Source organism: Sphingobacterium sp. UBA3549, assembly GCF_002376635.1.
In the GTDB taxonomy this organism is placed as follows: domain Bacteria; phylum Bacteroidota; class Bacteroidia; order Sphingobacteriales; family Sphingobacteriaceae; genus Sphingobacterium.
In genome coordinates, this window is the sequence record NZ_DFOE01000038.1 from 133,637 (window position 1) to 156,510 (window position 22,874).

The following is a 22,874-nucleotide window of genomic DNA, read 5'->3' on the forward strand; positions in this document are numbered from 1 at the left end:
TTTACATAATGAGCACAGTACCATTTAAAGGTGTGATTGCCTATCCCATTACACCCTTTGACAGCAACGAGCACATCGATATTCCCTTGTTCAAAAAGCAGGTAGAGCGATTAGTGACAGCCGGTGTACACGGTATTGCTCCCTTGGGGAGTACAGGCGTGATGCCTTATCTGAATGATGGTGAAAAAGAAGCCATTACCGAAGCGACGATGCAACAGGTGGCAGGCAGATTGCCTACACTGGTAGGGGTTTCAAACCTTACAACAGAGCGAACCGTTTATCATGCAAAGTTTGCCGAAAAAGCAGGAGCAACAGCCGTAATGATTATTCCAATGAGCTATTGGAAACTTACCGATGACGAAATTGTAAACCACTACGACAAAGTAGCGTCCAAAATTTCTATCCCTATTATGGCATATAACAATCCGGCTACGGGTGGCGTGGATATGTCGCCTACATTGTTGAAACGTTTACTGGACATTCCAAACGTCACGATGATTAAGGAAAGCACTGGAGATATTCAGCGAATGCATTATTTGAGAAAGGTCTTAGGCGAAGAAGTAGCTTTTTTCAATGGTTCGAATCCGCTGGCTTTGGCCGCTTTTTCTGCAGGTGCACGAGGTTGGTGTACCGCTGCGCCTAATCTGATACCTGAACTCAACATAGCACTTTATGACGCCATTGAGAAAAATGATCTGGACCGGGCGAGAACAGTTTTCTACCAGCAGATTGAGCTGCTGAAATTTATTGTCGCCAAAGGTTTACCACGTTCCATAAAGGCAGGTCTGGATTTACTCGAAGTAGGTGGAGGTGGTTTTAAAAGCCCTATTCAGTCCCTCAACGAAATGGAAATAGCAGAACTGGCTGACATACTTTCAGCTATGGAAAACGAAGTTTATCAAAGTTAAATCATACCGGTGTACAGCCTGTTCTTCATTGTTACCGGATAATGCAAATGTATGACATCAACTTTGGAGTTTCGATCACAGATTGGAAGTCTTTTAAAAGCCCGGGAACCAACCAGAGCTTCTGGGCTTTACAGGTTCAGATGTGATTTCAAATAAAGTACAATGACGTCAAAACAGACGGGTAATTCATGTAAAGCTCGGTATAGGCCATTCAATACGATTAAGGTGAATGTAAAATCGAAAGCAGTAACCAAATCTTATGTACTGGCATACCCGTTTTTTGATAAACTGTACCACTAAGCTCATCTTATTATCATCTATTTTAGCATAATCAACAACACTCATAAAAAATGGAGTTTAACATTAAAAAAGTAGGTCTCAACGAATTAGACGAAACCGCAGAATTATTTAACCTTTACCGGATTTTTTACCGTCAGAATGACGACTACCAGCAGTGTAGACAGTTTGTAAGGGAACGAATGATTCACGATCAATCCACTATTTTTGTGGTATATGCAAATGGTAAAGCTGTTGGTTTTGTACAGCTTTACAAACTGTACCATTACATTAAACTTGCAAAGCAATATCTGTTAAGTGATTTGTTTGTACATCCTGATTATCGAGGGCATGGCTTATCTGTGGCATTGATAAACCAAGCAAAACAGTGGTGTGGCGAAACAGAAGCTTGCGGATTGATGCTTGAAACGGAAAAAACAAACGACATAGGGAATAAGCTATATCCACGTTGTGGTTTCGAATATGATGGCAATCACAACTATTACTATTGGTGGAAGTAGAAAAATACGATAGCAGGACGTATAAATACAACGGTATTCTGTTGTAAAATAGGTTGCTAAAGAAGCGTTAAATTTCGGCCGAAAGTTTCGCTTTTTGAAAGACCAAAGGGAGTAGAACGCAATAGTTTTCTACTCCTTCTTTTGTTAATTAAGTTGTTTTAATCGACATTATCATTTTTTCCAGTCTAAAAAGCTACCGTTTAGCTCCTATTTCCGATGGTACAGCAGCGATTCTCCTTTTCATTCCAAACGATTCGGAATTGAGGGCTGAGCGTAATTCGGACTATTGTTCAGAAAATTAATTTTCCGATCAGCAATCGAAAATATAGATAGAAGATGAAAGAGTTACTTGGAAAAAAAAAGAATAATGAGTGCAAAACCGTTTTAGTTTTTACTACATTTGCATATAACCATCTTACGATAGTCCTTATACAAGTTAAACGATACAGGTTGAACGGCAATATTATGAAATATTCCGGCATCACGTAGTTATCTTGTTTGGCGTTCACTAATTATGATGCTTACTAGTTTATAACGTTCACTAGTTTATACCATAAATTTTAAGATTGGAAATAGATAACCAAATAGAATAAACGTTTAGCAATATTTGCTATCGATGAAAGGGTAAAACGTGACCATGGATGCACAAAAATACGACGACGCTGAAGAGAAAGCTGTGTTGATCGCCCTACGTTCGGGTTGCCAACAAGCTTTTCAGCTAATTTACAAAAAGTACAGTGGACGTATTTATCTCAATATCCGTAAGATGGTCAAGTCTGAACAAGATGCTGCTGAATTACTACAAGAGGTATTTATTAAAGTGTGGGATAAGCGTGAATTGATTGATCCCGATCAGTCTTTTCGATCGTATCTGTTTCAGATTGCCAAATATGCTGTCTACAATTTTATCCGAAGAAATAACGTTGAAAAGCAAGTTCAAGCATATCTCAGCTTGCAAAATACAGCATTGTATAGTCATGTCGAAGAACAACTCTATGAAAAGCAATATCGGCAATGGTTGTCGGTAACCATAGACCAACTTCCACCACAACGTAGACTGGTTTATAAACTTTGTAAGATTGAGGGCAAGACCTACGCGGAAGTAAGCAATTTATTAAGTATATCGACGTCGACGATCAATGACCATATTGTAAAAGCCACTAAGTATATAAAAGAGAAACATGGAATTTTGGACAAATCTACATGGTTTCTCGTTTCATTTATACTTCTCCAACAGTAATCATGTTGATCATCTTTCTCTTCCTCAAAAAAATAAAAAAAAATGAAACCGGAGCAGATGATGTACGCTGCTGAAGTGTATTAGCTAAAAAGAGAGTAACCAATTGTGGAAAAGGAAACACTTCGATATACGCTAAGGCAGTATATACATGGAAAACTTAGTGAAGAAAATTCGCGCAAGTTCTTGTCCTATATAAAGTCTGGTAAAGATAAAATACTACTTCAAGAAATCATCCAAGAGGTTTTGGACGATCCCATCGATCAATATTTGTTGGATGATCCAGCGATATTGGCTGTATTGGACAATACATGGGATCAATTGCATCTCCAGATCAATAAACCGAAAACAAGATCGCTGTGGGATTGGAAACGTATCGGCGCAATCGCAGCCTCCATTATTGGACTATTAGCTATCGGTCAACGGTTTTTTAACGTAGAAACGAACAATGTTGGTCCGCCAGCAATACAAAGTGCAATATCACCGGGAAAGCAATCTGCCACGCTATTATTAGCCAATGGCAAACAGATTTATTTGTATGATACACAAGATGGCCAAATTGTGGAAGAATCTGGTATAAATATCGCCAAAACAAGCGACGGACAATTAATCTATGAAGTTGTGCAGCATGCCCAAGGCGCTTTAGGACAAAATACCTTATCGACAACTAAAGGCCAAACCTACCGAATTAAACTACCTGATGGGACACAAGTATGGCTCAATGCTGCATCCTCGCTCAGGTATCCCGTTCGTTTTTCCAAAGGGGGCAATAGAACTGTTGTGCTAACTGGTGAAGCATATTTTGAAGTAGCGAAAGATTCCAAACACCCTTTTATTGTGAAGACCGCAAATCAAGAGGTCAAAGTGCTCGGTACTCATTTTAATCTAAGTAGCTATGCAGAAGAGTCGACACAAACCACGTTGCTCGAAGGGCGTGTGCAAGTCAGCTCACGAAGTGAAAGCGTACTATTAGTGCCGGGCGAACAGTCTAACCTTAGTGCAAATGGTGTGCTGAAATCCCGTCAGGTGGACACCGCTCCGATTATTGCCTGGACTAATAACGAATTTATGTTTGATGGAGATGATATCGAATGCGTCATGCGCAAGATTGCACGCTGGTATAATGTTGACGTTATTTTTCAGGGTAGAAAAACGACGGAGAAGTTTGGCGGTGGAATCTCGCGTTTTGACGATGTCCAAAAAGTCTTGGGCTTGCTCGAAAAAACAGGTGCTGTTCACTTTAGAATCGACGGAAAAACTTTATATGTACTTCCCTAATTATCCTGTGCATCATAGATTATACAATAACCTAAAAAACAAACCGATGAAGAAAAATAGACTAAAGGAATAGCCACAAGATTAGGCATAAAAAGACAACCAAGATCCCGAAGGACTCGGTTGCCGTTTGGGACAATTAAATTTTAACTATCCAATCTGCAGTATGTTTGTGTTTTGGACGACTCGAATACACTGCAAATAAACCTAACAAATGTATCAAAATTATATCAGAAAAAAGGAGATAGCCTATCGGCTATACCGTAAACTATGGCTTATTATGCGATTGACAACCATAATTATCTTGGTTACTTTTATGCAGGTTAGCGCTACCACCTTTGCACAAAAGGTAACATTGGAATACTCCAATATGAACCTAAAAAAAATATTTAGGGAGCTCAAATTACAGACAGGATACAATTTTCTGTACACAGAGAGGCAGTTGCAAAATGCTAATCCTGTTTACATAAAAGTTAAGGACCGCCAGCTGTCTGAAGTATTGGATCAGATTTTTACTGATCAGCCCCTGACATACCAGCTTGACAATAAGACTGTTGTTATTCATGACAAGCCAAATACTTTCATAAAGTCTGAAGCAATGAAGTCTATGGCGAAACCAAGTCAAGCCATTGTAAAAGGACGCGTAACCAATGAACGTGGCGAACCGCTCGCCAACGTTTCTGTGCGTGTCAAGGGAAATGAAGCAATGGGTACCACCACTAATAACGAGGGTATATTTACCATGACAAATCTTTCCCCAAAAGCAATGCTCGTATTCTCCTCGGTAGGTTACGACGCGTTGACTGTGGAAATCTCCTCTTTGCGGAATGATGGATCTGGGCAGCTCAATGTGGTCATGAAGAATAGCAATAGTCAGTTGGAAGAAGTTATCGTGATTGGCTACGGTACCACCACGCGTCAGCGTGTCGTCGGAGCCGTTGATCAAATTAGTGCGAAGACCTTCGAGAACCGACCTGTTGGCAATGTAACGCAAGCACTTCAAGGAGCCTCACCTAGCTTGACCATCCAACAGAAAAGCATGGATCCCAATGATAATTCGATGAATATCAATATACGTGGGATATCAACCGTGAACAGTAATGCGCCGCTAGTGGTAATTGATGGAATCATCACAGAAGGCGGAACGCTTAATAAGATTAATCCAGATGATATCGAAACTGTTTCGGTACTGAAGGACGCTGGGTCCACAGCCATCTATGGGTCGCGGTCTGCCAACGGCGTTATTTTGGTAACAACAAAAAGAGGACGCCAAAATCAGCGCCCCGCAGTAAATCTCGGTACACAATGGGGCGTGCAAGAACCTAAAATTTTGTTTTCTCCAGTTGAAGGATACCAAAATGCTACCCTACGTAATCTAGCGCTAACCAATTCTGGAATGGATCCACAATTTTCACCGGCGGCTATCGCTGACTTGTATGCCCATCGGGATATTGAGCGGTGGAACTTGCCTGAAATTATGAAAAATTCTTTCCAGCAAAAATATAACATCAGTGTGGCCGGCGGCGGCGAGAAAAGTTCGTACTTATTTTCCGGCGGCTTTTACAATCAACCCAGTAATTTTGTCGGACAAAACTTTGGCATTAAGCGGTACAATTTGCGGACGAACCTCAGTACAGAAATAGGCCGCTTTAAACTCACTTCGATTTTAGCCTATACCCGGAATAACAATGTGGGCAATACAGCTGGTAGCGCCATTATCAATGCCTCGCGACTTCCTTCCTATTACTACTATCGCATGCAGGCAGATAATGGAAAATATCTTGTCAACAATGCGCTGACAGACCAAAATCCACTGGCTGAGTTAAACGAAGGAGGCTACATCAAAAATGATAATGATTATTTCAATATCAACCTGAATCTTGAAGCAAAACTCTTCGAAGGTTTGAAAATACGTGGTATCTTCGGAGCAGATATCTATGCAGACCACCGTTCTATTCGACGAATCCAAGTTCCATTATATTCAAATCCAGATGCCTTGCAACCGCAGGTCTATGTAAACTCAGACCGTAATACCGAAGATTTTAATGAAAAAGCTTCACTATTAAACTTCCAGCTGCTCCTAGATTACGACCGAAGTTTTGGAAGTCATCATGTATCAGGTCTCTTTGGAGCATCCAACGAATCCTATACACGTCGACAAAACGAGTTGAAAATGAAGTTTACTGATCCTGTCCTCGGAACACCGACTACAGGCACTGTCATTGACCCTGTGAGTGCACGTGTAACACCAAATGGCACATTGCAAAATAGTATTAATTCCATTTTCGGACGGGCGGGATATGACTTTGCTAATAAATATTTTGCAGAATTTAGTTTTCGTTATGACGGATCCTCCAAGTTTTCGAAAGCTAACCGCTGGGGTTTCTTTCCTTCAGGATCACTGGGATGGAGAGCTTCGGATGAAGTTTTTATGAATTGGTATAAAGACCATATCGGTAGCTTAAAGATCAGATCTACCTATGGTGTTCTGGGCAATCAGGCCGTAGATGATTACGCGTATTATTTTACCTACGAATCTTATCCGAATAGTTATGGTTTTAACAACCAGCCGGTTGCTGCTGCTGGATTTAATTATGCCAGTTTAGATTTGCGGTGGGAGAAAACTTATAATTTCAATATTGGGCTGGATGCATCCTTCTTCCGTGATAAATTAACGGCCAGTTTCGACTATTTTAAAAAACGGACAGTAGATATCTTGATGTCACCCCAGATACCTTCAACATTTGGAACTTCCCTAAAGAATCAGAATTTAGGTGAAATGAACAATGAGGGTTGGGAAATAAACCTTAACTACCGGGCGACAACAGGAGATTTCCAACATTCGATTAATGCCAACATGGGGGACAGCCACAATAAGATTATTGCAATGCCGGGTGATGACCGTATTTCAACAGTAGATAATATTACCAAATTAACGCGTGTTGGGCTACCTTATAATTCTTATTATGGATATAAGATGGAAGGACTCTTCCAAAATATAACAGCTATTGAAACTTCGGCGCTGCCGAGCGGTATTACGGCGGCAGATCTGCGTCCCGGTGATGTAAAGTATGTCGACCGAAATAACGATGGAATTATCGACGCGCGCGATCGGTTTGTGTTGGGCAATGGTTTCCCTCGGTTTACATTTGGGCTTACCTATAATTTGAATTATAAAGATTTTGATTTTAGCATGTTTTGGCAAGGGGTGGGGAAGCGTGATATGATGATTCGCGGAGAATTGATCGAGCCTTTTCATCAGAACTATTCGTATGCCATTTATCAGCACCAACTCGATTATTGGACACCCACAAATATTGACGGGCATTGGCCGCGATTGACTGCAAATGGATCAACAGCGTCCACCAACAATTTTGGGAAAGATTCTGACCTCTATCTTTTCAATGGGAAATACGCCCGCCTGAAAAATATACAGCTAGGCTATTCATTGCCGAAAGGAGTGATTGGGAAATGGGGACTGCAACGTGTTCGCTTTTTTATTAACGCCCAAAACTTACTGACTTTGAGCAAAAACTCGTGGATAGATCCCGAATCTTCCGAATTTGATTCTAACATGGGTGGTTCGGCCAATAGTGCCCGCAATTATCCAACGTTGAAATACTATGGCGGTGGATTAAATATTCAATTCTAACCTTTTATGTAATGAAACTATATAAGATACTTGTAGGAGGCTTGAGTTTAATGGCAATTCTCCAATTAACATCCTGTAATAAGTTGGATACGCTGCCAACAGATCGTTTTACCGATGAAAATTTTTGGGACTACGCAGACAATGCCGAAAAAATCGTCAATATGGCCTATAATCAGCTGTATTCAGCAGATCGTATGTGGAATGATGAAGCCCTGAGTGATAATATTTTTGAGGGGCGCTCAAACACAGACCAGCGTGCAATCCGTAATGGAACTGCCGATCCGACACTGGGCCGCTTTGGGGCAGAGTGGTCCGATCTCTACGGCGGTATTAAGACCTGCCATGTCTATCTAGAGAACGTGGAGCGTGTACCCGGAATGGACCCGGCACTCAAAAAACGCCGTATCGCCGAGGTGCGCTTTATCCGTGCATTTCTCTATTTTAGACTTATTAATTTCTATGGCGCTGTGCCTTTCTTCACGAAAGATATCTCACTGGACGAGTCCAAGACTCTACCACGGACAGAAAAAGCGACTATTATGGCATTTATCCATCAAGAGTTGGATCAATGCATCGCCGATCTACCGAACAAAGACGCTTTACCTGCAGACGACCGCGGCCGGATTACCAAGGGGGCTGCTTCAGCCTTTCAAGCCCGGGCCTACCTGTATGAAAGCAACTGGAATAAAGTAGTGGAGTACTGTGAAAATCTGATGAAAAAACAAACCGAATTTGGAACTTATGCATTATTCCGCAGTTATCCGGAGCTGTTTACTGCAGCCAATGAATATAATTCAGAGGTTATTCTGGATTATGCCTATGTACCTCTTTTAAAAACCTGGAATAAGTTATATGATGCCGCACCAATCTCTGCACAGGCACGTTTAAACGGTTATGCACCATTGCAAAGTCTGGTTGATAATTATTTGACACTGGGCGGAAATACCATTGCTACGGATCCGCAATATAACGATAGTAATCCCTATGTCAACCGCGATCCACGCATGGCCGCAACCATCGTTTTTCATGGCGGACAATGGACAGATTTTGACGGTACAATACGCAAGATTTTTATCAAACCCGGCTCGGGTACAACCGATAAGGAACGGCTCGACGAATATCAGGGTGCGAGTGCCAACGCTTCCGCGACAGGTTATTACGTAAAGAAATACTACGATGTAACAGCAACGGTAAAATACGATGCCGGATTGAACATCATCATGTTCAGGTACGCCGATATCTTATTGATGTATGCAGAAGCAAAAGAAGCACTGGGACAACTGAATGCCGCAGTATGGGACATGACGATCAGACCTATTCGTCAGCGGGCAGGTTTTGAAGCATCAAAGGCGCTGGACTTCCCGACGACCGGAGACCTGAAAACAATTGTCCGAAATGAGCGGAGAACTGAGCTCGCTCTTGAGGGATTGCGTTACTATGATATCATGCGCTGGAAGGCGGGTAAAACTTATTTGGATGGTCAGGTATTGGGTGCTAAATACGGCGGTAACAATAGCAATATCAAACTGGATATCCGTCGATTTGATGAAAGTAGAGACTATCTCTGGTCGATACCACGAACCCAGATCGATCTAAATAAAAATTTATTGCCTAACAATCAGGGCTACTCAAACTAAATTAATTAAAAAACTAGCACAAACGTCGCATTAAAAAAATGTACGTTTCAAACCATAAATTTAGGATAAAGACATGAAATGGTATTTTAAAGTTATAGCAATGGTCGCATTGGTTGCGAGCATCGTTTCCTGTAAAAAAGACGATATGAAATACGCTGACGCAGAGGTGTCTGCTGTTGAGAATCTATATGCTCCTGCAGATGGAAAAGCTGTCAAATTATTAAGTTCCAGCTCCGCAGCGCTGTATTTTGAATGGGAGTCGGCCTTGGTGGCCGACGGTGGGGCAGCTCAATATGAAGTTGTCTTTGACAAGTCCGATGGCGATTTTAGCAAGCCTCTTTATACAGTCACCTCGGATAATAATGGAAACTCAAACGGCGCCAATATCAGTCACAAAATATTGAATCAGGTAGCAACGAAAGCGGGGATCAACCCTGGTGAGAGCGGCGATGTAATCTGGTCAGTCTATGCTATCCGTGGAATGAAACGGGTGTTGAGCAATGCGAAAAAGGTATTGAACATCAAAACACTGGAAGGTTTTGCGGAAATCCCCGATGAATTATTTATCACTGGAGAGGCAACTGAGGGTGGGACGGATGTTGCCTCATCTTTACCTTTTAAATTGGTAGGGAACGGTGAATATGAGATCTTTACAAAATTGGAAGCCGGTAAAAAATACATTTTTACGGATCGCAAGTCTGCTGAGGGACGTGTTTTCTATTCGGAAGATCAAACCAAAATAAAAGAAGGTGAAACCGGAAGTAACAGCATTGCTAAGACAGCAGTATATCGTATTCGAATTGATTTCAATGTTGCAGCAGTTACTTACACAGAGATCAAAAACATGGGAGTTTATTTTTCGCCATCCGGAGCTGTGGTGTTGGATCTACCTTATCAAGGTAAGGGAGTTTGGTCAGCAACAGGGATCATTAATTTTAAACAAGAAAGCTGGGGTCGCGATCAACGCTATAAATTTCAAATGGAAACTGTCAAGGCTGGAAAGGCAGAAACCTTACAATTGGGAACCCAAAATGGAACTGATAGTGCACCTAATAGTTCATCAGCTCCATCTTATTATTTCGTCCGTATATTGCCCAATCTATCGCAGTGGGATGATAAATGGAAATTTGCAGCAGCAGTGGATGGTCATCCAACAAAAATTTCGATGATTCTACAAGGTGACAAGGATTATACACATACCGTGGTACCAAATTAAAGGAGAAGACCTGATGAATAAATTGATTATACTGTCATCCATAGTGTTTCTACTTTTCGGATGTACTAAAATTGAAGACAGCTATACGGAAGAAGACACCGTACAGGAAAGCTGGAAAGCTATTGCAACACAGGTTTCCGATAAGATGATTGCCGGATTTTGGAATGAGTCTGGGTATTTTAACAATGCGATCAATCAATCTGATGTAGGATTTCAGTATTGGCCCAATGCACATGCCATGGACGTCGTCATCGATGCCTATTTACGAACTAAAGACGCCAAATACAGTGCCTATTTCGGTAAATGGTTCGATGGTGTAAAGATTAAAAATGGAAACAGCTACTATAATGTGTTCTATGATGATATGGAATGGAATGCATTAACCATACTGCGCTTGTATGAAATTACCAAAGAGCAAAAATACCTCGACACTGTGTTACTTCTATGGACGGATATCGTTGGTGCATGGAATGAACAATATGCAGGCGGTGGGTTAGCTTGGCGCAAAGATATGCAGTATAGCAAAAATGCCTGTTCCAATGGGCCAGCTAGTATTTTAGCAGCTCGGTTGTATCGCCTGACAAAAGATGAGATGTATCTCGCTTGGACTAAAAAGATCTATGAGTGGCAAAAAGCAACCCTATACAACCCTTCAACAGGTGCCGTTTATGATAATATCAATGGTCAGTCGGGCAATGTAGATATGACGACGCTTAGTTACAACCAAGGAACATTACTCGGTACTGCGGTTGAACTATTTAAGATTACAAAAGATCAGCTTTATCTGATTGACGCACAAAAAATTAGTTACTACACCATTACCCGATGTATTGATGGAGGGAACAATATTCTACGCGATGAAGGAAATGGTGATGGCGCATTGTTTAAAGGAATATTTATACGATATTTCGTAGAATATTTAAGTCAGGAGGGAATTGACACAGCATACCGTAATAAGTTTGAGCAGTTTTTAGTCAACAATGGTAAGGTTGCCTGGACCAAGGGGACAAATTTGCCCACGCTGTTCTTTGGTTCTTCCTGGGCACAGCCACCCTTAGGTAATAGTGAGCTTACAGCCTATGCAAGTGCGGCCATGTTGTTTGAAGGATTGGCAAGCTATCAGAATAAACTAAAATAATTGAATAAATGAAAAGAAGCCTTGCGTTTTCGTAAGGTTCGCAACGGCTTCTTTAAAGTAGAGATACAGATGAAACAAATTACTAAAATAACGACCACCGTGTTACTGTCAGGCTTATGTTATCTCACCGGAAATGCCCAGCGCAATAAAGGACAGTCTGCCGAAAGAGCCCAACAAACTTTAACTGTTATTTATGCTAAATATGGAAATGCCAACAACCAGCTGTTAACAGAGAAATTTCCTTTTGACCAAAGCTTCAAAGCAGATTATCTTGACAATCCAGAGCAAGCCGCAGCACAAAAGAAATATGCCTATTTATGGCCATTCTCGGGAAGTTTTTCGGCAGTCAATAGCGTGATGGAACTGCCAACGAACAAAGCATTATACCAAAAGATATTGGACGAGCGGGTATTGCCTGGGCTATTGGAATATAGAGATCACACGCGAATGCCTGTTGGATATGCTTCCTACATTAATTCTGCTCCAGTGTCAGACCGATTTTATGATGACAACGTTTGGCTCGGAATTGATTTTACCGATAGCTATTTGCAGACAAAAAAGATGAATTACCTAAAGCATGCAAAAGAGATCTGGACTTTTGTAAAAAGTGGTGAAGATGAAAAGCTTGGAGGTGGAATCTATTGGTGCGAGCAGAAGAAAGAGTCTAAAAACACTTGCTCAAACGCTCCTGCAGCAGTATTCGCACTTAAACTCTTTGAAGCAACGAAAGACAAGGAATACCTGAATGAGGGACGGCGTTTGTATGCGTGGACGAAAGCAGCACTGCAAGATCCAATGGATAACCTGTATTGGGATAATATTCAGCTCAATGGAAATATAGGTAAAGCCAAGTATTCATATAATTCAGGGCAAATGTTGCAGGCTGCAGCATTGCTTTATAAGCTGACGAAGGAAAAAAAATATCTTCAAGACGCCCAAGTGCTGGCGAAAGCATGTTTAGCCTATTTTTTTCGCACTACGGAGGAAAGCGATTTTCCAATTTTAAAGAACAGCAATTTATGGTTCCATGCCGTAATGATGCGAGGATATGTCAGTCTATTTGTACAGGATGGAAATAAAACATATCTTGACATTTTTGCTAAAAACCTCGACAGGGCATGGGATAATATGCGGGATGAATATGGACTGTTTGATGTTGATTGGACATTGGAGAAAAAGCAGAAATCTAAGTGGCTATTAGATCAATGTGCTTTTGTGGAGATGTACGGACGTTTGGCGCAGCTAGGGTATTAGGCAAGCTTAGTTCCATCATTAAGCTGTGTCGACGCAGACATAGACATATTTACCTTCTTTCTATACCTAGTGGCTAAGCTGCAATATTTTGATTGGGTGCAGTCCAGTTTGTCCGTTATTATCTAAACGGACAAACTGAAAATATACGCTACACCAAAGCGTGTCTTTACATGTACTTTTTAGCCTCCTTTTTCTCCAGGTATCCCCTAAATAATACCATGAAATAAGCGAGTGCACCAAATACTAAGGTAAGCCAAGGAGTATAGGCTACACCTTTGTTAACAATAATCCATCCTCCGATAGTTGTACCCACAGTTATACCTAAGTTTCCAAATGATGTAGCTAGACTGTTTGCAAATTCCATTGCTTCTGGCGCTGAAGAAATCATATAGGTTGACGCATTCAGAAAACTTGGAGAATAGAGAAAGCCCCATAAAATGATGACAAAAATTGTTGCAAGGGTATTACCTCCAGAAAAGTTTAATAGTATAGGGACTAAGATAGTGCCTGAGAGAAAAAATGCAGTCGTAAATTTTACATCTCTATTGAGCATTTTTCCTGCTGACCAATTTGCCAGTATGCCAATCATTCCAAACACGAATAACATGTAACTGATCATTGTGCTATCCATATTCTTTGCTTTATTCAAGTAGTCAGCAAAGTAGCTATAGGTAGAAAACCAGGCTGAAATCATAAAGAAATTCGTCGCTGTGCTAACAATGAACTTTGGTTTGGTCAATATTTTTAATTGGCTTCCATAAGATTTTTTCTCTTTTATAGGCATCGAAGGAAGAAGCACGTAGATAACGACTAGTGCTACAAAGCTAATGACTGCTTGTACCATAAATGAGTATTCCCAAGATAAATAGCTTGCCACATACGTGGAGAAAGGCACTGTGGTAACCATAGCCAGCGCTACACCGCTAAACACAATACTCATCATTTCGTTCTCGTTTTGTTTATTGCCATGTGCTATCGCAACTGACAATGCTGTAGCAATATAAACAGGTTGCAAAAATGCAGGTAAAATTCTCACCAACATCAATAACCAAAAAGGGGGAGCGAAGGAAGAAACTATTCCAGTAAGCAGAAAAATTGATATCGCCAACAGCATGACGCTCTTGCGTTCGAACCTAGAAAAAAATAAGGTCATAAAAGGTCCTGTTAAGGCAATTACCAATGCAAAAGCACCTAGTAGATATCCGGCTTCATCAATGCTTATACGATAATAATCTGCAAGCTGGGGTAGTATGCCTATGATTCCAAATTCTGTGGTTATAACAGCTAAAAATCCTAAAGCCCCGATGTATGCGTACTTTTTCATGAAAAATCAGTTGAGATTTATTGAGTGTGTTCTTTTGTAAATTCGGCGATGTCGACAATAGCTTCTTTCGTTTCTTTTAATAGGGCACCCATATGCATAAAACCATGGGTCATTTCTTTGTAAAACAGGGTTTTGATAGGAACTCCAGAGGCTTTCATGTTTTCTGCCAACACTAATCCTTCATCCCTTAGCGGATCGTGTTCAGCTAATAAAACCAGTGTCGGAGGTGTAGTTTTAAAATCTTTTATTCGTATGGGGATTGCTAATGGATTTGTTTTTTTCTCTGGGGTATTCAGATACCAGTTCCAAGCCCTAACACCTTCCTCCCTGTTAATGATAGGACCGTCTTTATAGACTTTCCACGACTGTGTATCCAGGCTATTATCTGCAGCAGGGTAGATGAGCACTTGAAATCTAAATTGTTGGCCTAGTTGTGTTGAAATACTTGCAGCCAATGCACCACCTGCACTGTCGCCGACGATACCGATTTTGTCCTTGTCCAAATGTAGATCATCTGCATTTTTAATAATCCATTCACTGGCAAAATGAGCATCATCAAGTCCAGCCGGAAATGGGTATTCTGGGGCTAGCCTATAGTCGATAAAAATAATAGCGGAACCTGTTGCATTAGCTAATTGCCGAACCATGGCATCATGTGTTTCAAAATTTCCCGAAACAAACCAACCTCCATGAAGAAATATGATAGCGGAAGATTTTTGGATTTGCATTCCGTTTGGTCTATAGATTCGGATAGGAATAGCGTGGGGATCGTTAGGAATATCAAATTCTTCGATTACTCTGATCGTTTCCTTTTTACCACCGAGCTGAATCGCCATAGTCTCATAGCCTTTTCGGCTCATATCTAAAATGTCTTTGCCGTCAAAAACATGAATCTTTCTGAGTTCATCTACGATTTTACTGATTTCCAGCGTAAATTTAACTGTTTGCATTGTGGTAGTCTTTGTCGTTTTACAAGAAATTAACATTGATATTATAAATATTCCGATGAGTTTTTTCATATTGTATCTTCAATTTTGAGTAAAACTAAGCAGAAATGATACATTTACACACAAAGCAGCTATTTGTGTGATACGAACAAATTTGTAAGTTATGGGAAAGAGAAAAGAGAACTCAACTAATATGCAAAATGAGAAATCTATCGTAGAAGGATGCGATCTGACATACGCCGTTTGTATGCTTGGAGGGCGGTGGAAATTATTGATCTTATGTAAATTGGAGGGCGGAAAATTACGTTTCAGCGAACTTCGTGACAGAATTAACGGCATCACCGAACGCATGCTTACATTACAGTTAAGGGAACTTGAAAAGGAGGGGCTTATCAGCCGAACTGTATATGCCGAAGTACCTCATAGAGTAGATTATGAACTGACAGCAATTGCTGAGGAATTAGTACCTATTTGGTCGCAATTGAGTAATTGGGGCGGTAAACATAGAAAACTGATGGAAAAGCAAGTGTAATACGTTGCAAATTATTCCTTCGACATTGAAATCATATAAAATGGAAACAGGGCTGCTGGATACGCTAGCCCTGACCACATAGCAAAGCCGTAACTTTAACCAATAATATAATCGATGGTTAAACCCAATAGAAGTACCGTTATTGAAAATGTGATTAATCCTAAAATATAGGCAGCCAGTGCTCTCAAATAATTTCCTGCCCTTTTAGCGTCGAAGAATTGTCCTATTGCCCAAGAGCAATATACGATGCCGACAATGCCACCAACATTAGCTATGCGCATATGAGTAACACCCTGCAAAATGGAAAACACGGCATAAATAAGCATGCCCATTCCCATGACGAAGCATAATAAGATTAATATTTCAAAAAAGTTGTAATTGTACTTTTTGAAAAATAGTTGAATCCACGAAGCAATAAACATACCCATGATAAGGTTGGCATAACCATAATGTCCCTGCACCCATTGAAATAGCACTCCAGTAGTGGACGGTTTAGCTTCGTTGTAAAATACATATTTGTCTTCGACATGAAAAAAGTGAGTAATAATGGAGTAGATCAACGAAGTCACAATGATAAAAATAATCGGTTTGACTAGCCGGCTCCTATTTTCCGAAATGTATTTTTTTACATTTTGGCCGGGAGTGACAATAAGTTCTTTAATCGTATACAATATACCCCGTTCAAAATGAAGTACATGCTCAATTTCATGAGCAATGTAGTGGGCATCTATTCTTTTAAGAACCGCTGGTTGACCACAATCTGGACAGAATTTAGAAGCAATGGTAGCTCCACAGTTTTTACAGTTCATATCAGTGTTTTTTGGGTTGATACAGGTGACGAGACATACGTGCATACCTGGAAGAAGTTTTCCTATTACTAAAATACAACATTGCGATAAAAAAATGTTTAGTACGGTTTAAAGGTGAACAGATTAATAGGAAGAGCATCTTGTTTGGTATTCATGTCTTTTGCGCGTTTCATTTGGTATCGGTTGTTATATCGATCAAAAATATTGGAGTTTATGCTAAATTAAGCTACACTTGAGTGTAGTTTTACTGCTCGGTTGTCACTCCTGTTTACGCACATGCTAATTTATTCTCGAATCCTTTTCCATTTTTTTTGTCTCTTTAATCGAGAAGGTCTTTCCAAAATTGTAACTCACACTCACTTTTGCATATCTTGATGATAATTTGTTTATTGACGCTATTGCAATTGCGTTACCTAAACTGGAAATAGGAAATTTTTGTAAGTTAAAAATATCTTCAATAGTTAAGGATATGTTCAGCTTGTCTTTAAGTACTTTTTGTTGCAACCCAGTCGTTATATATCCTGAGGGGCCATATTTCATTTGGAAACTATTGCGTACCGAAGCATAAAACCCAAGTATTTGAATCGTAGTCTTTGGGAATATATGGATAAGAGTATTGATTGAGCTGTTGAAGTTTAGGCTTCCGGGTAACAAAATATCTTCTGAATTGTTCGATTTGAACGTCGGACGTTGAAGCGATAGGTAGGTGCTGATATTCACCTTGCGTCCAAATTTGTTTTGCAACATGAGATAGCCTCCAACCTGTTGCTGATTATGATCATTATAATAGTTAAACTCTGGACTTGCCACCTCTTGATTGTATCTCGACACATACGCAAACATATTGGTTGAAGAGTTTCCATATAAAGAGAGTAAGACGGAGTGGTTGTCATTCAGTTGATGTGAATATTGGAGATCCAGTCTATTGGCAAAATAAGGCTTTAAATAAATGTTGCCATTGGTAAAATAGATCGGATTATCTGTCACTGCAAATGGATTGAGCATGTTGTAACCAGGCCGTTCAATTCTTCTATTCCCCGATAAAGAAATACTGTTTTTCTCATCTAAATTATGTCGAATATTAAAATTGGGAAATAAATTAATATAATTATCTTTTATCTGTTCGCTTCTTGAAATGGATCGCAGTGAATAGTCGAATGATTCCAGTCGCAAACCCACATCGAACGAGAAGCCTTTATGTTTACCGCTCATCGTAGCATAAGCGGCAAGTATCCTCTCGTTATATTGGAGTTCATCTTCCTTATTTCCTTCTGTATCCGCCATATTTCCATTTGTTGCTAAATCCTTAAAGAAGCTATTTGTATTTGCTCTGTTGTATTTTGCCCCAAATTTTAGATCGATGTCCTTTCCAATGTTATTTATATAATCAGCATTGAATGTCCAGATTTCATAGGGTCTGGTCGTGATAAAATTTCTACTATTGTTTTCTGATGAATTTATTCCGATGCCGGAAAAATCATAAGCCTTTCTCCAAAATGACGTATTATTCTCATTGGAATAGGTAGAATAATTCAGACCAATCGAGAGCTTATTTTTATTTTCAAAATTTTTATCATAAATAAGATCGACGATATGGAAATGATTGTCTAAAAAAATTAAATCACGCTGTTCAATTCTCCTTTGAAACTCATCTTTCTGATTATAGACAGCTGCGTCCCGTTCGTTTGGAAATTTTCCATAAAAGTAAGCGTACCAATAATTAAAAGAAAGTGTGCTCGTCGAATCAATATGATAAAGTGTATTGGTTTTGATTGCATGCGTCCGTTGGGATCTATGGCTAACCTGCTCTTGCCTATAGAGATAAGTTGAATCCGGTAAGTAGTAGTTTTTTATGAGATCATTCCGTCTATGTTGGTCTTCATTGTATGAAAAATTATACCCCAATGAAACTTCAAACTTATTTTTTCTAAGATTAAGATTCATTGATTCTTCTGTGCCCCAAAGTGTAGAAATACTGGCACTGGCAGAACCAAAGAAACCCAGAATGGTATTTTTCTTAAGTCTGATATCTACGATCCCTCCATCACCGTATGAATCGTAGGCTGCGCCCGGGCTTGTAAGCACATTAACTGAGAGGACATCGTTGCTCGGCAGGGATTTTAGGTAATTTAATAGATCCCGACCGCCCATATTGACTTTGCGGCCGTTAACCAACACTGTGGCCCCCTTTCCAAGCAATTGTAATTTACCTTCCAGCTCGTCCACAGTCAATCCGGGCACCTGCTTGAGCAGCTCTGCCATGTTTGTGTTGTTTCCGATGACATTGTTGTCGGTGTTAAATTTATATCCGCCGACAATAAGTTCCAGCGTAGGCTTTTTTGAAGAAACGGCCACCTCTTCAAGCTTATTTTCAATTTTTTGCAGTCTTATTATACCAATATTGATATCGCTCGCATTCATACGCTCAATTCTTTTGGTCTGTGGCTGAAATCCCATATAGCTTATTGTCATGTAAAACGAAGTGCTGTGCCTCAGTTGGAAGTCACCGGTTTCATTTGTCATCGTTGCTTTTATTGGAGCCTTATCACTTGTACGCTCATATAGGTATATTGAAGCTAGATGAACCGCTTCATTGGTAATTGAATCCACTATTTTGCCCTTAACACTAAAAGTCGAATCATCAGCATTGATGGTGGCCGTAGAAGCTGTATGATGTGAACCATGAGATAGAGAGAAGAAGAGTAGATATGGGACAAGCAGAAAAATTTGTTTTAGTACATTCATAAATTTAAGTTTCTTACGCTAAGCTTTGATGACGATAGTTTTAATTAGTAGCTACTAGTTAGTCGATCTTTGCGAAAGAATGTTGCATATGATATAATGACTTCTAAACAAAAAAAATGAATGGGGGTAAGGTTAAATACTGCTATTTTTGTTTTTTTTCTCGTCTATGTGGTGTTTTTGAGATTTTTTTCTTGAATTATTAAAGGGTGTTTGTGTTTGTGGCTGCTAATTTTGATTATTGCTGTAAATAATCTTGTATAGATAGTTGCCTTAAGTTGTCAATTAAAAAATCACGTCCAATTATGAATAGAAAATTTAAAACAATAGCCTTTATTTCGCTATTGTTCATTACGACCGGCATCCAGGCCCAGGTAGATAAATATGTATGGAAAGATTCCACTGAAGGTGGATATGCCTATAAGTATGTGACCAACGATCCCGTTCGTACCCGTTTCTACAAACTTAAAAACGGTCTCACTCTCATCCTCAGCCCGAATAACAAACAGCCTCGTATTCAAGCATACATCGCGACCAAGGCTGGAAGTAAAACAGATCCTAAGGACCATACCGGATTGGCGCATTATCTTGAACATATGCTTTTTAAGGGTACCGACAAATTTGGTAGTCTCGATTGGTCGAAAGAAAAACCATTGTTGGATCAGGTTGACAATCTGTATGAGAAATATAATCATACAACGGATGCTAATGAGCGGGCGGCGATCTATAAAGAAATTGATCGCGTATCCGGTGAAGCAGCTAAGTATGCGATTCCGAATGAGTACGACAAGCTGATGAGTAGTATGGGCTCCAAGGGAACCAATGCATTTACATCTTTTGAACAGACCGTCTATGTGGAAGACATTCCCAATAATGTGCTCGACAAATATTTAACGGTTCAGGCCGAACGCTTCAGGAATCCCATACTGCGTTTATTCCATACCGAGCTGGAATCCGTCTATGAAGAGAAAAATATCAGTCTGGATAACGACAATAGAAAAGCTATAGAAACTATTTTTGCGGCCATGTTTCCGAAAAATAATTATGGAAAACAAACGGTATTGGGCTCTGTAGAACACCTTAAAAACCCTTCGCTAAAAGCAATACGGGAATATTACACGACCTATTATGTGCCCAATAATATGGGCGTGATTATGTCGGGTGATTTCAATCCCAACGATGTTATTCAACGTATTGACAAGTCGTTTTCCACAATGAAACCTAAAGCTGTTCCAGCCTACACTTTTGAAAAGGAACAAGCGATTACGAGTCCCGTTACTAGAACTGTCATGGGACCTACAGCGGAATATCTGCTGATGGGATTTCGTTTTCCAGGGGCGGCTGATCCTGATGCGCAAATGCTGAATCTTATGGCAAATGTGCTGACCAATGGATCCGCGGGATTGATTGACCTAAATCTAGTTAAATCACAGAAATTATTGGGTGCAGGTGCATTTCCCTACGTATTGAAAGATTATTCGATGTTGATACTTCAGGGGAACCCCGGTGCCGGACAAAGTCTGGATGATGTCAAAAACTTATTGCTGAGCGAGCTTGATAAATTGCGAAAAGGGCAGTTTTCAGATGACTTGCTGACCTCAATCGTTAATAATGAAAAGAAATCGCAGATCAAGTTATTCGATAACTATAGTAGCACTGCGGAGCAGCTCATGTCAGGCTTCACATCGGAGATTGATTGGGCAAAAGAATTAGGTTATACCGATCGATTATCAAAAATTACAAAAGAAGATATCGTACGTTTTGCCAATAAGTATCTTTCTGATGCGAACTATGTTGCTATCTATAAACAAAAAGGAAAGGATGACAAGGTGGATAAAGTAGTAAAACCGACTATTACGCCGATTACTGTTAACCGAAATGTTGAATCCGCCTTTTTGAAGCAGATTAACGCGATGCCTGAGCAGGATATCAAACCTAAATGGATTGATTTTGCAAAAGATATGTCAACAGCAAAATTGAAAGATATCGATGTGTTGGCCGTTCAAAATAAAAATAATGAGTTGTTTAGCCTTACCTATCATTTTGATTTTGGAAGCTGGGATAATAAATTATTAAGCCTTGCGGTGGGATATTTGGAGTTTTTGGGTACCAAAGATAAGAGTAGCGAAGACTTTAGCAAGGCATTCTACAAATTGGCATCAGACTTTTCGGTCTCTTCGGGAAATGAAGAAAGTAGCGTTTCTGTTTCAGGGATGAATAGTAATTTCGCAGCATCCATTGCCCTGTTGCACGATCTTATGCACAATTGCGTGGTAGACGAGGGGGCGTTCAAAGCATATATTGAACGCGTCAAAAAGTCGCGGGCTAATGCCAAGGAGAATAAGGCATCCATCATGGAAGGATTAAAAGCGTATGCACGTTATGGAGCCAAAAATCCATTTAACTACACCTATACCGATCAGGAACTTGACGGATTGAAGGCATCTGAACTCGTAGCTGTGTTACATCATCTAGCAAATGCCAAACATCGCATCCTATATTATGGCCCCCAAGAGGTGACTGATCTAGTGAAAAATCTGAAACCTTTAAAACAACATGATTTACCTTATTCAGCGATTGAGAAAGGTATAGAATTTGAGGAAAAGCCTACAAACGAAAATAAAGTCTTGTTTGCCCAGTATGCGATGAAGCAGGCAGAAGTTTTCTGGGTTCGTAATTCCGGATTATTTGATAAAAACCAAATACCTACAGTGGCTTTCTTCAACGGTTATTTTGGAGGCGGCATGGGAAGTATTGTTTTTCAAACGCTGCGTGAATCCAAAGCTTTGGCCTACACCACTTATGCTTACTATGGACAGCCTCAAAAGAAGCAAAATCACGGTATGGTGGGCGCGTATATAGGAACACAATCTGATAAGTTTAAAGATGCCGTTAGCGGTATGAATGAGCTTTTGAATGAGCTTCCAGAATCAAAGGTAGGACTAGAATCAATTCGCACCAATTTACTAAAGTCGTTGGCAAGTGAACGGATTACTGGCGCAGGCATTCTTTCCAGCTATTTGGCCGCACAACGTCGTGGACTTACAGAAGATGCTAGAAAGATAATTTTTGAGAAGCTTCCTCAGCTGACATTTTCAGATCTAAAAGCATTCCATAACGATAATATCAGTCATAAACCGTATATCTATTGCATTGTAGGCGATGAAAAGGACCTAAATGAGGGCCTGATGTCTGGGTTGGGAAATGTTAAAAAATTAACTCTTGATGAAATATTTGGATATTGATCCAAATAAAAAAATATTCAATGTTATAGTTTATCGGGGCACATCTATTTTGATGGCCCCTTTTTTATTCATTAGCGCTATTTTACGATCAGCTAGAATATCATAACCGCAATAATGGAGTACTTCGCCATTAATCTAATGATTTTATTGCTTAAATTAGG

15 protein-coding genes are annotated in these 22,874 nt (G+C 40.0%); 11 read left to right on the forward strand and 4 right to left on the reverse strand.

Going from position 1 to position 22,874, the window contains the following annotated elements; all coding sequences use genetic code 11:
• The first annotated feature begins 8 nt into the window (after positions 1 to 8).
• From B2W36_RS21685 to B2W36_RS21725, 9 genes are all read left to right on the forward strand, one after another.
• Positions 9 to 908: a dihydrodipicolinate synthase family protein gene (locus tag B2W36_RS21685; RefSeq protein WP_293889530.1), complete on the forward strand. Its 900-nt coding sequence runs from the start codon at positions 9 to 11 to the stop codon at positions 906 to 908.
• A 350-nt stretch (positions 909 to 1,258) separates the two neighbouring features.
• On the forward strand, positions 1,259 to 1,705 hold the full coding sequence (locus B2W36_RS21690; RefSeq protein WP_209578022.1) for a GNAT family N-acetyltransferase: 447 nt from the start codon (positions 1,259 to 1,261) through the stop codon (positions 1,703 to 1,705).
• A gap of 637 nt (positions 1,706 to 2,342) precedes the next feature.
• Entirely contained in the window at positions 2,343 to 2,945 is a 603-nt protein-coding gene (locus tag B2W36_RS21695) for an RNA polymerase sigma factor (RefSeq protein WP_293889531.1), read from the forward strand.
• Positions 2,946 to 3,050: 105 nt separating this feature from the next.
• Positions 3,051 to 4,220, forward strand: a complete 1,170-nt coding sequence (locus B2W36_RS21700; RefSeq protein ID WP_293889532.1) for a FecR family protein — start codon at positions 3,051 to 3,053, stop codon at positions 4,218 to 4,220.
• Positions 4,221 to 4,431: 211 nt separating this feature from the next.
• Positions 4,432 to 7,869: a TonB-dependent receptor gene (locus B2W36_RS21705; RefSeq protein ID WP_293889533.1), complete on the forward strand. Its 3,438-nt coding sequence runs from the start codon at positions 4,432 to 4,434 to the stop codon at positions 7,867 to 7,869.
• A gap of 11 nt (positions 7,870 to 7,880) precedes the next feature.
• Entirely contained in the window at positions 7,881 to 9,506 is a 1,626-nt protein-coding gene (locus tag B2W36_RS21710) for a RagB/SusD family nutrient uptake outer membrane protein (RefSeq protein WP_293889534.1), read from the forward strand.
• A gap of 73 nt (positions 9,507 to 9,579) precedes the next feature.
• Positions 9,580 to 10,722, forward strand: coding sequence for a SusE domain-containing protein (locus tag B2W36_RS21715; RefSeq protein ID WP_293889535.1), 1,143 nt, complete (start codon positions 9,580 to 9,582; stop codon positions 10,720 to 10,722).
• A gap of 13 nt (positions 10,723 to 10,735) precedes the next feature.
• Entirely contained in the window at positions 10,736 to 11,860 is a 1,125-nt protein-coding gene (locus B2W36_RS21720; RefSeq protein ID WP_293889536.1) for a glycoside hydrolase family 76 protein, read from the forward strand.
• 69 nt (positions 11,861 to 11,929) lie between these two features.
• Entirely contained in the window at positions 11,930 to 13,114 is a 1,185-nt protein-coding gene (locus B2W36_RS21725) for a glycoside hydrolase family 76 protein (protein WP_293889537.1), read from the forward strand.
• Between the two features lie 166 nt (positions 13,115 to 13,280).
• On the opposite strand, the gene B2W36_RS21730 is transcribed toward B2W36_RS21725, so the two are convergent.
• Together B2W36_RS21730 and B2W36_RS21735 are read right to left on the reverse strand one after the other, a co-directional pair.
• The gene (locus B2W36_RS21730; RefSeq protein WP_293889538.1) at positions 13,281 to 14,438 is read right to left on the reverse strand and encodes an MFS transporter; all 1,158 of its coding nucleotides are present in this window, start codon (positions 14,436 to 14,438) and stop codon (positions 13,281 to 13,283) included.
• 17 nt (positions 14,439 to 14,455) lie between these two features.
• Entirely contained in the window at positions 14,456 to 15,388 is a 933-nt protein-coding gene (locus B2W36_RS21735) for an alpha/beta hydrolase (protein WP_293889539.1), read from the reverse strand.
• 160 nt (positions 15,389 to 15,548) lie between these two features.
• On the opposite strand from B2W36_RS21735, the gene B2W36_RS21740 reads away from it, so the two are divergent.
• A complete protein-coding gene (locus B2W36_RS21740; RefSeq protein ID WP_293889540.1) occupies positions 15,549 to 15,917 on the forward strand; it encodes a winged helix-turn-helix transcriptional regulator in 369 nt (122 codons plus the stop codon).
• Between the two features lie 95 nt (positions 15,918 to 16,012).
• On the opposite strand, the gene B2W36_RS21745 is transcribed toward B2W36_RS21740, so the two are convergent.
• Positions 16,013 to 16,726, reverse strand: a complete 714-nt coding sequence (locus B2W36_RS21745; protein ID WP_293889541.1) for a DUF3667 domain-containing protein — start codon at positions 16,724 to 16,726, stop codon at positions 16,013 to 16,015.
• 279 nt (positions 16,727 to 17,005) lie between these two features.
• Positions 17,006 to 19,471, reverse strand: a complete 2,466-nt coding sequence (locus B2W36_RS21750; protein ID WP_293889542.1) for an outer membrane beta-barrel family protein — start codon at positions 19,469 to 19,471, stop codon at positions 17,006 to 17,008.
• 302 nt (positions 19,472 to 19,773) lie between these two features.
• Between B2W36_RS21750 and B2W36_RS21755 the strand changes: the two genes are divergently transcribed.
• Positions 19,774 to 22,713, forward strand: a complete 2,940-nt coding sequence (locus B2W36_RS21755) for a M16 family metallopeptidase (RefSeq protein ID WP_293889543.1) — start codon at positions 19,774 to 19,776, stop codon at positions 22,711 to 22,713.
• Positions 22,714 to 22,874 lie beyond the last annotated feature (161 nt).

Excerpts from the sequence above, each read along its gene's own strand:
- B2W36_RS21735 (WP_293889539.1), bottom strand. The coding sequence starts at position 15,388 with ATGCAAACAGTTAAATTTACGCTGGAAATCAGTAAAATCGTAGATGAA.
- B2W36_RS21740 (WP_293889540.1), top strand. The coding sequence starts at position 15,549 with ATGGGAAAGAGAAAAGAGAACTCAACTAATATGCAAAATGAGAAATCT.
- B2W36_RS21690 (WP_209578022.1), top strand. The coding sequence starts at position 1,259 with ATGGAGTTTAACATTAAAAAAGTAGGTCTCAACGAATTAGACGAAACC.
- B2W36_RS21695 (WP_293889531.1), top strand. The coding sequence starts at position 2,343 with ATGGATGCACAAAAATACGACGACGCTGAAGAGAAAGCTGTGTTGATC.
- B2W36_RS21685 (WP_293889530.1), top strand. The coding sequence starts at position 9 with ATGAGCACAGTACCATTTAAAGGTGTGATTGCCTATCCCATTACACCC.
- B2W36_RS21705 (WP_293889533.1), top strand. The coding sequence starts at position 4,432 with ATGTATCAAAATTATATCAGAAAAAAGGAGATAGCCTATCGGCTATAC.
- B2W36_RS21730 (WP_293889538.1), bottom strand. The coding sequence starts at position 14,438 with ATGAAAAAGTACGCATACATCGGGGCTTTAGGATTTTTAGCTGTTATA.
- B2W36_RS21710 (WP_293889534.1), top strand. The coding sequence starts at position 7,881 with ATGAAACTATATAAGATACTTGTAGGAGGCTTGAGTTTAATGGCAATT.
- B2W36_RS21755 (WP_293889543.1), top strand. The coding sequence starts at position 19,774 with ATGAATAGAAAATTTAAAACAATAGCCTTTATTTCGCTATTGTTCATT.
- B2W36_RS21750 (WP_293889542.1), bottom strand. The coding sequence starts at position 19,471 with ATGAATGTACTAAAACAAATTTTTCTGCTTGTCCCATATCTACTCTTC.
- B2W36_RS21725 (WP_293889537.1), top strand. The coding sequence starts at position 11,930 with ATGAAACAAATTACTAAAATAACGACCACCGTGTTACTGTCAGGCTTA.
- B2W36_RS21715 (WP_293889535.1), top strand. The coding sequence starts at position 9,580 with ATGAAATGGTATTTTAAAGTTATAGCAATGGTCGCATTGGTTGCGAGC.
- B2W36_RS21745 (WP_293889541.1), bottom strand. The coding sequence starts at position 16,726 with ATGAACTGTAAAAACTGTGGAGCTACCATTGCTTCTAAATTCTGTCCA.
- B2W36_RS21720 (WP_293889536.1), top strand. The coding sequence starts at position 10,736 with ATGAATAAATTGATTATACTGTCATCCATAGTGTTTCTACTTTTCGGA.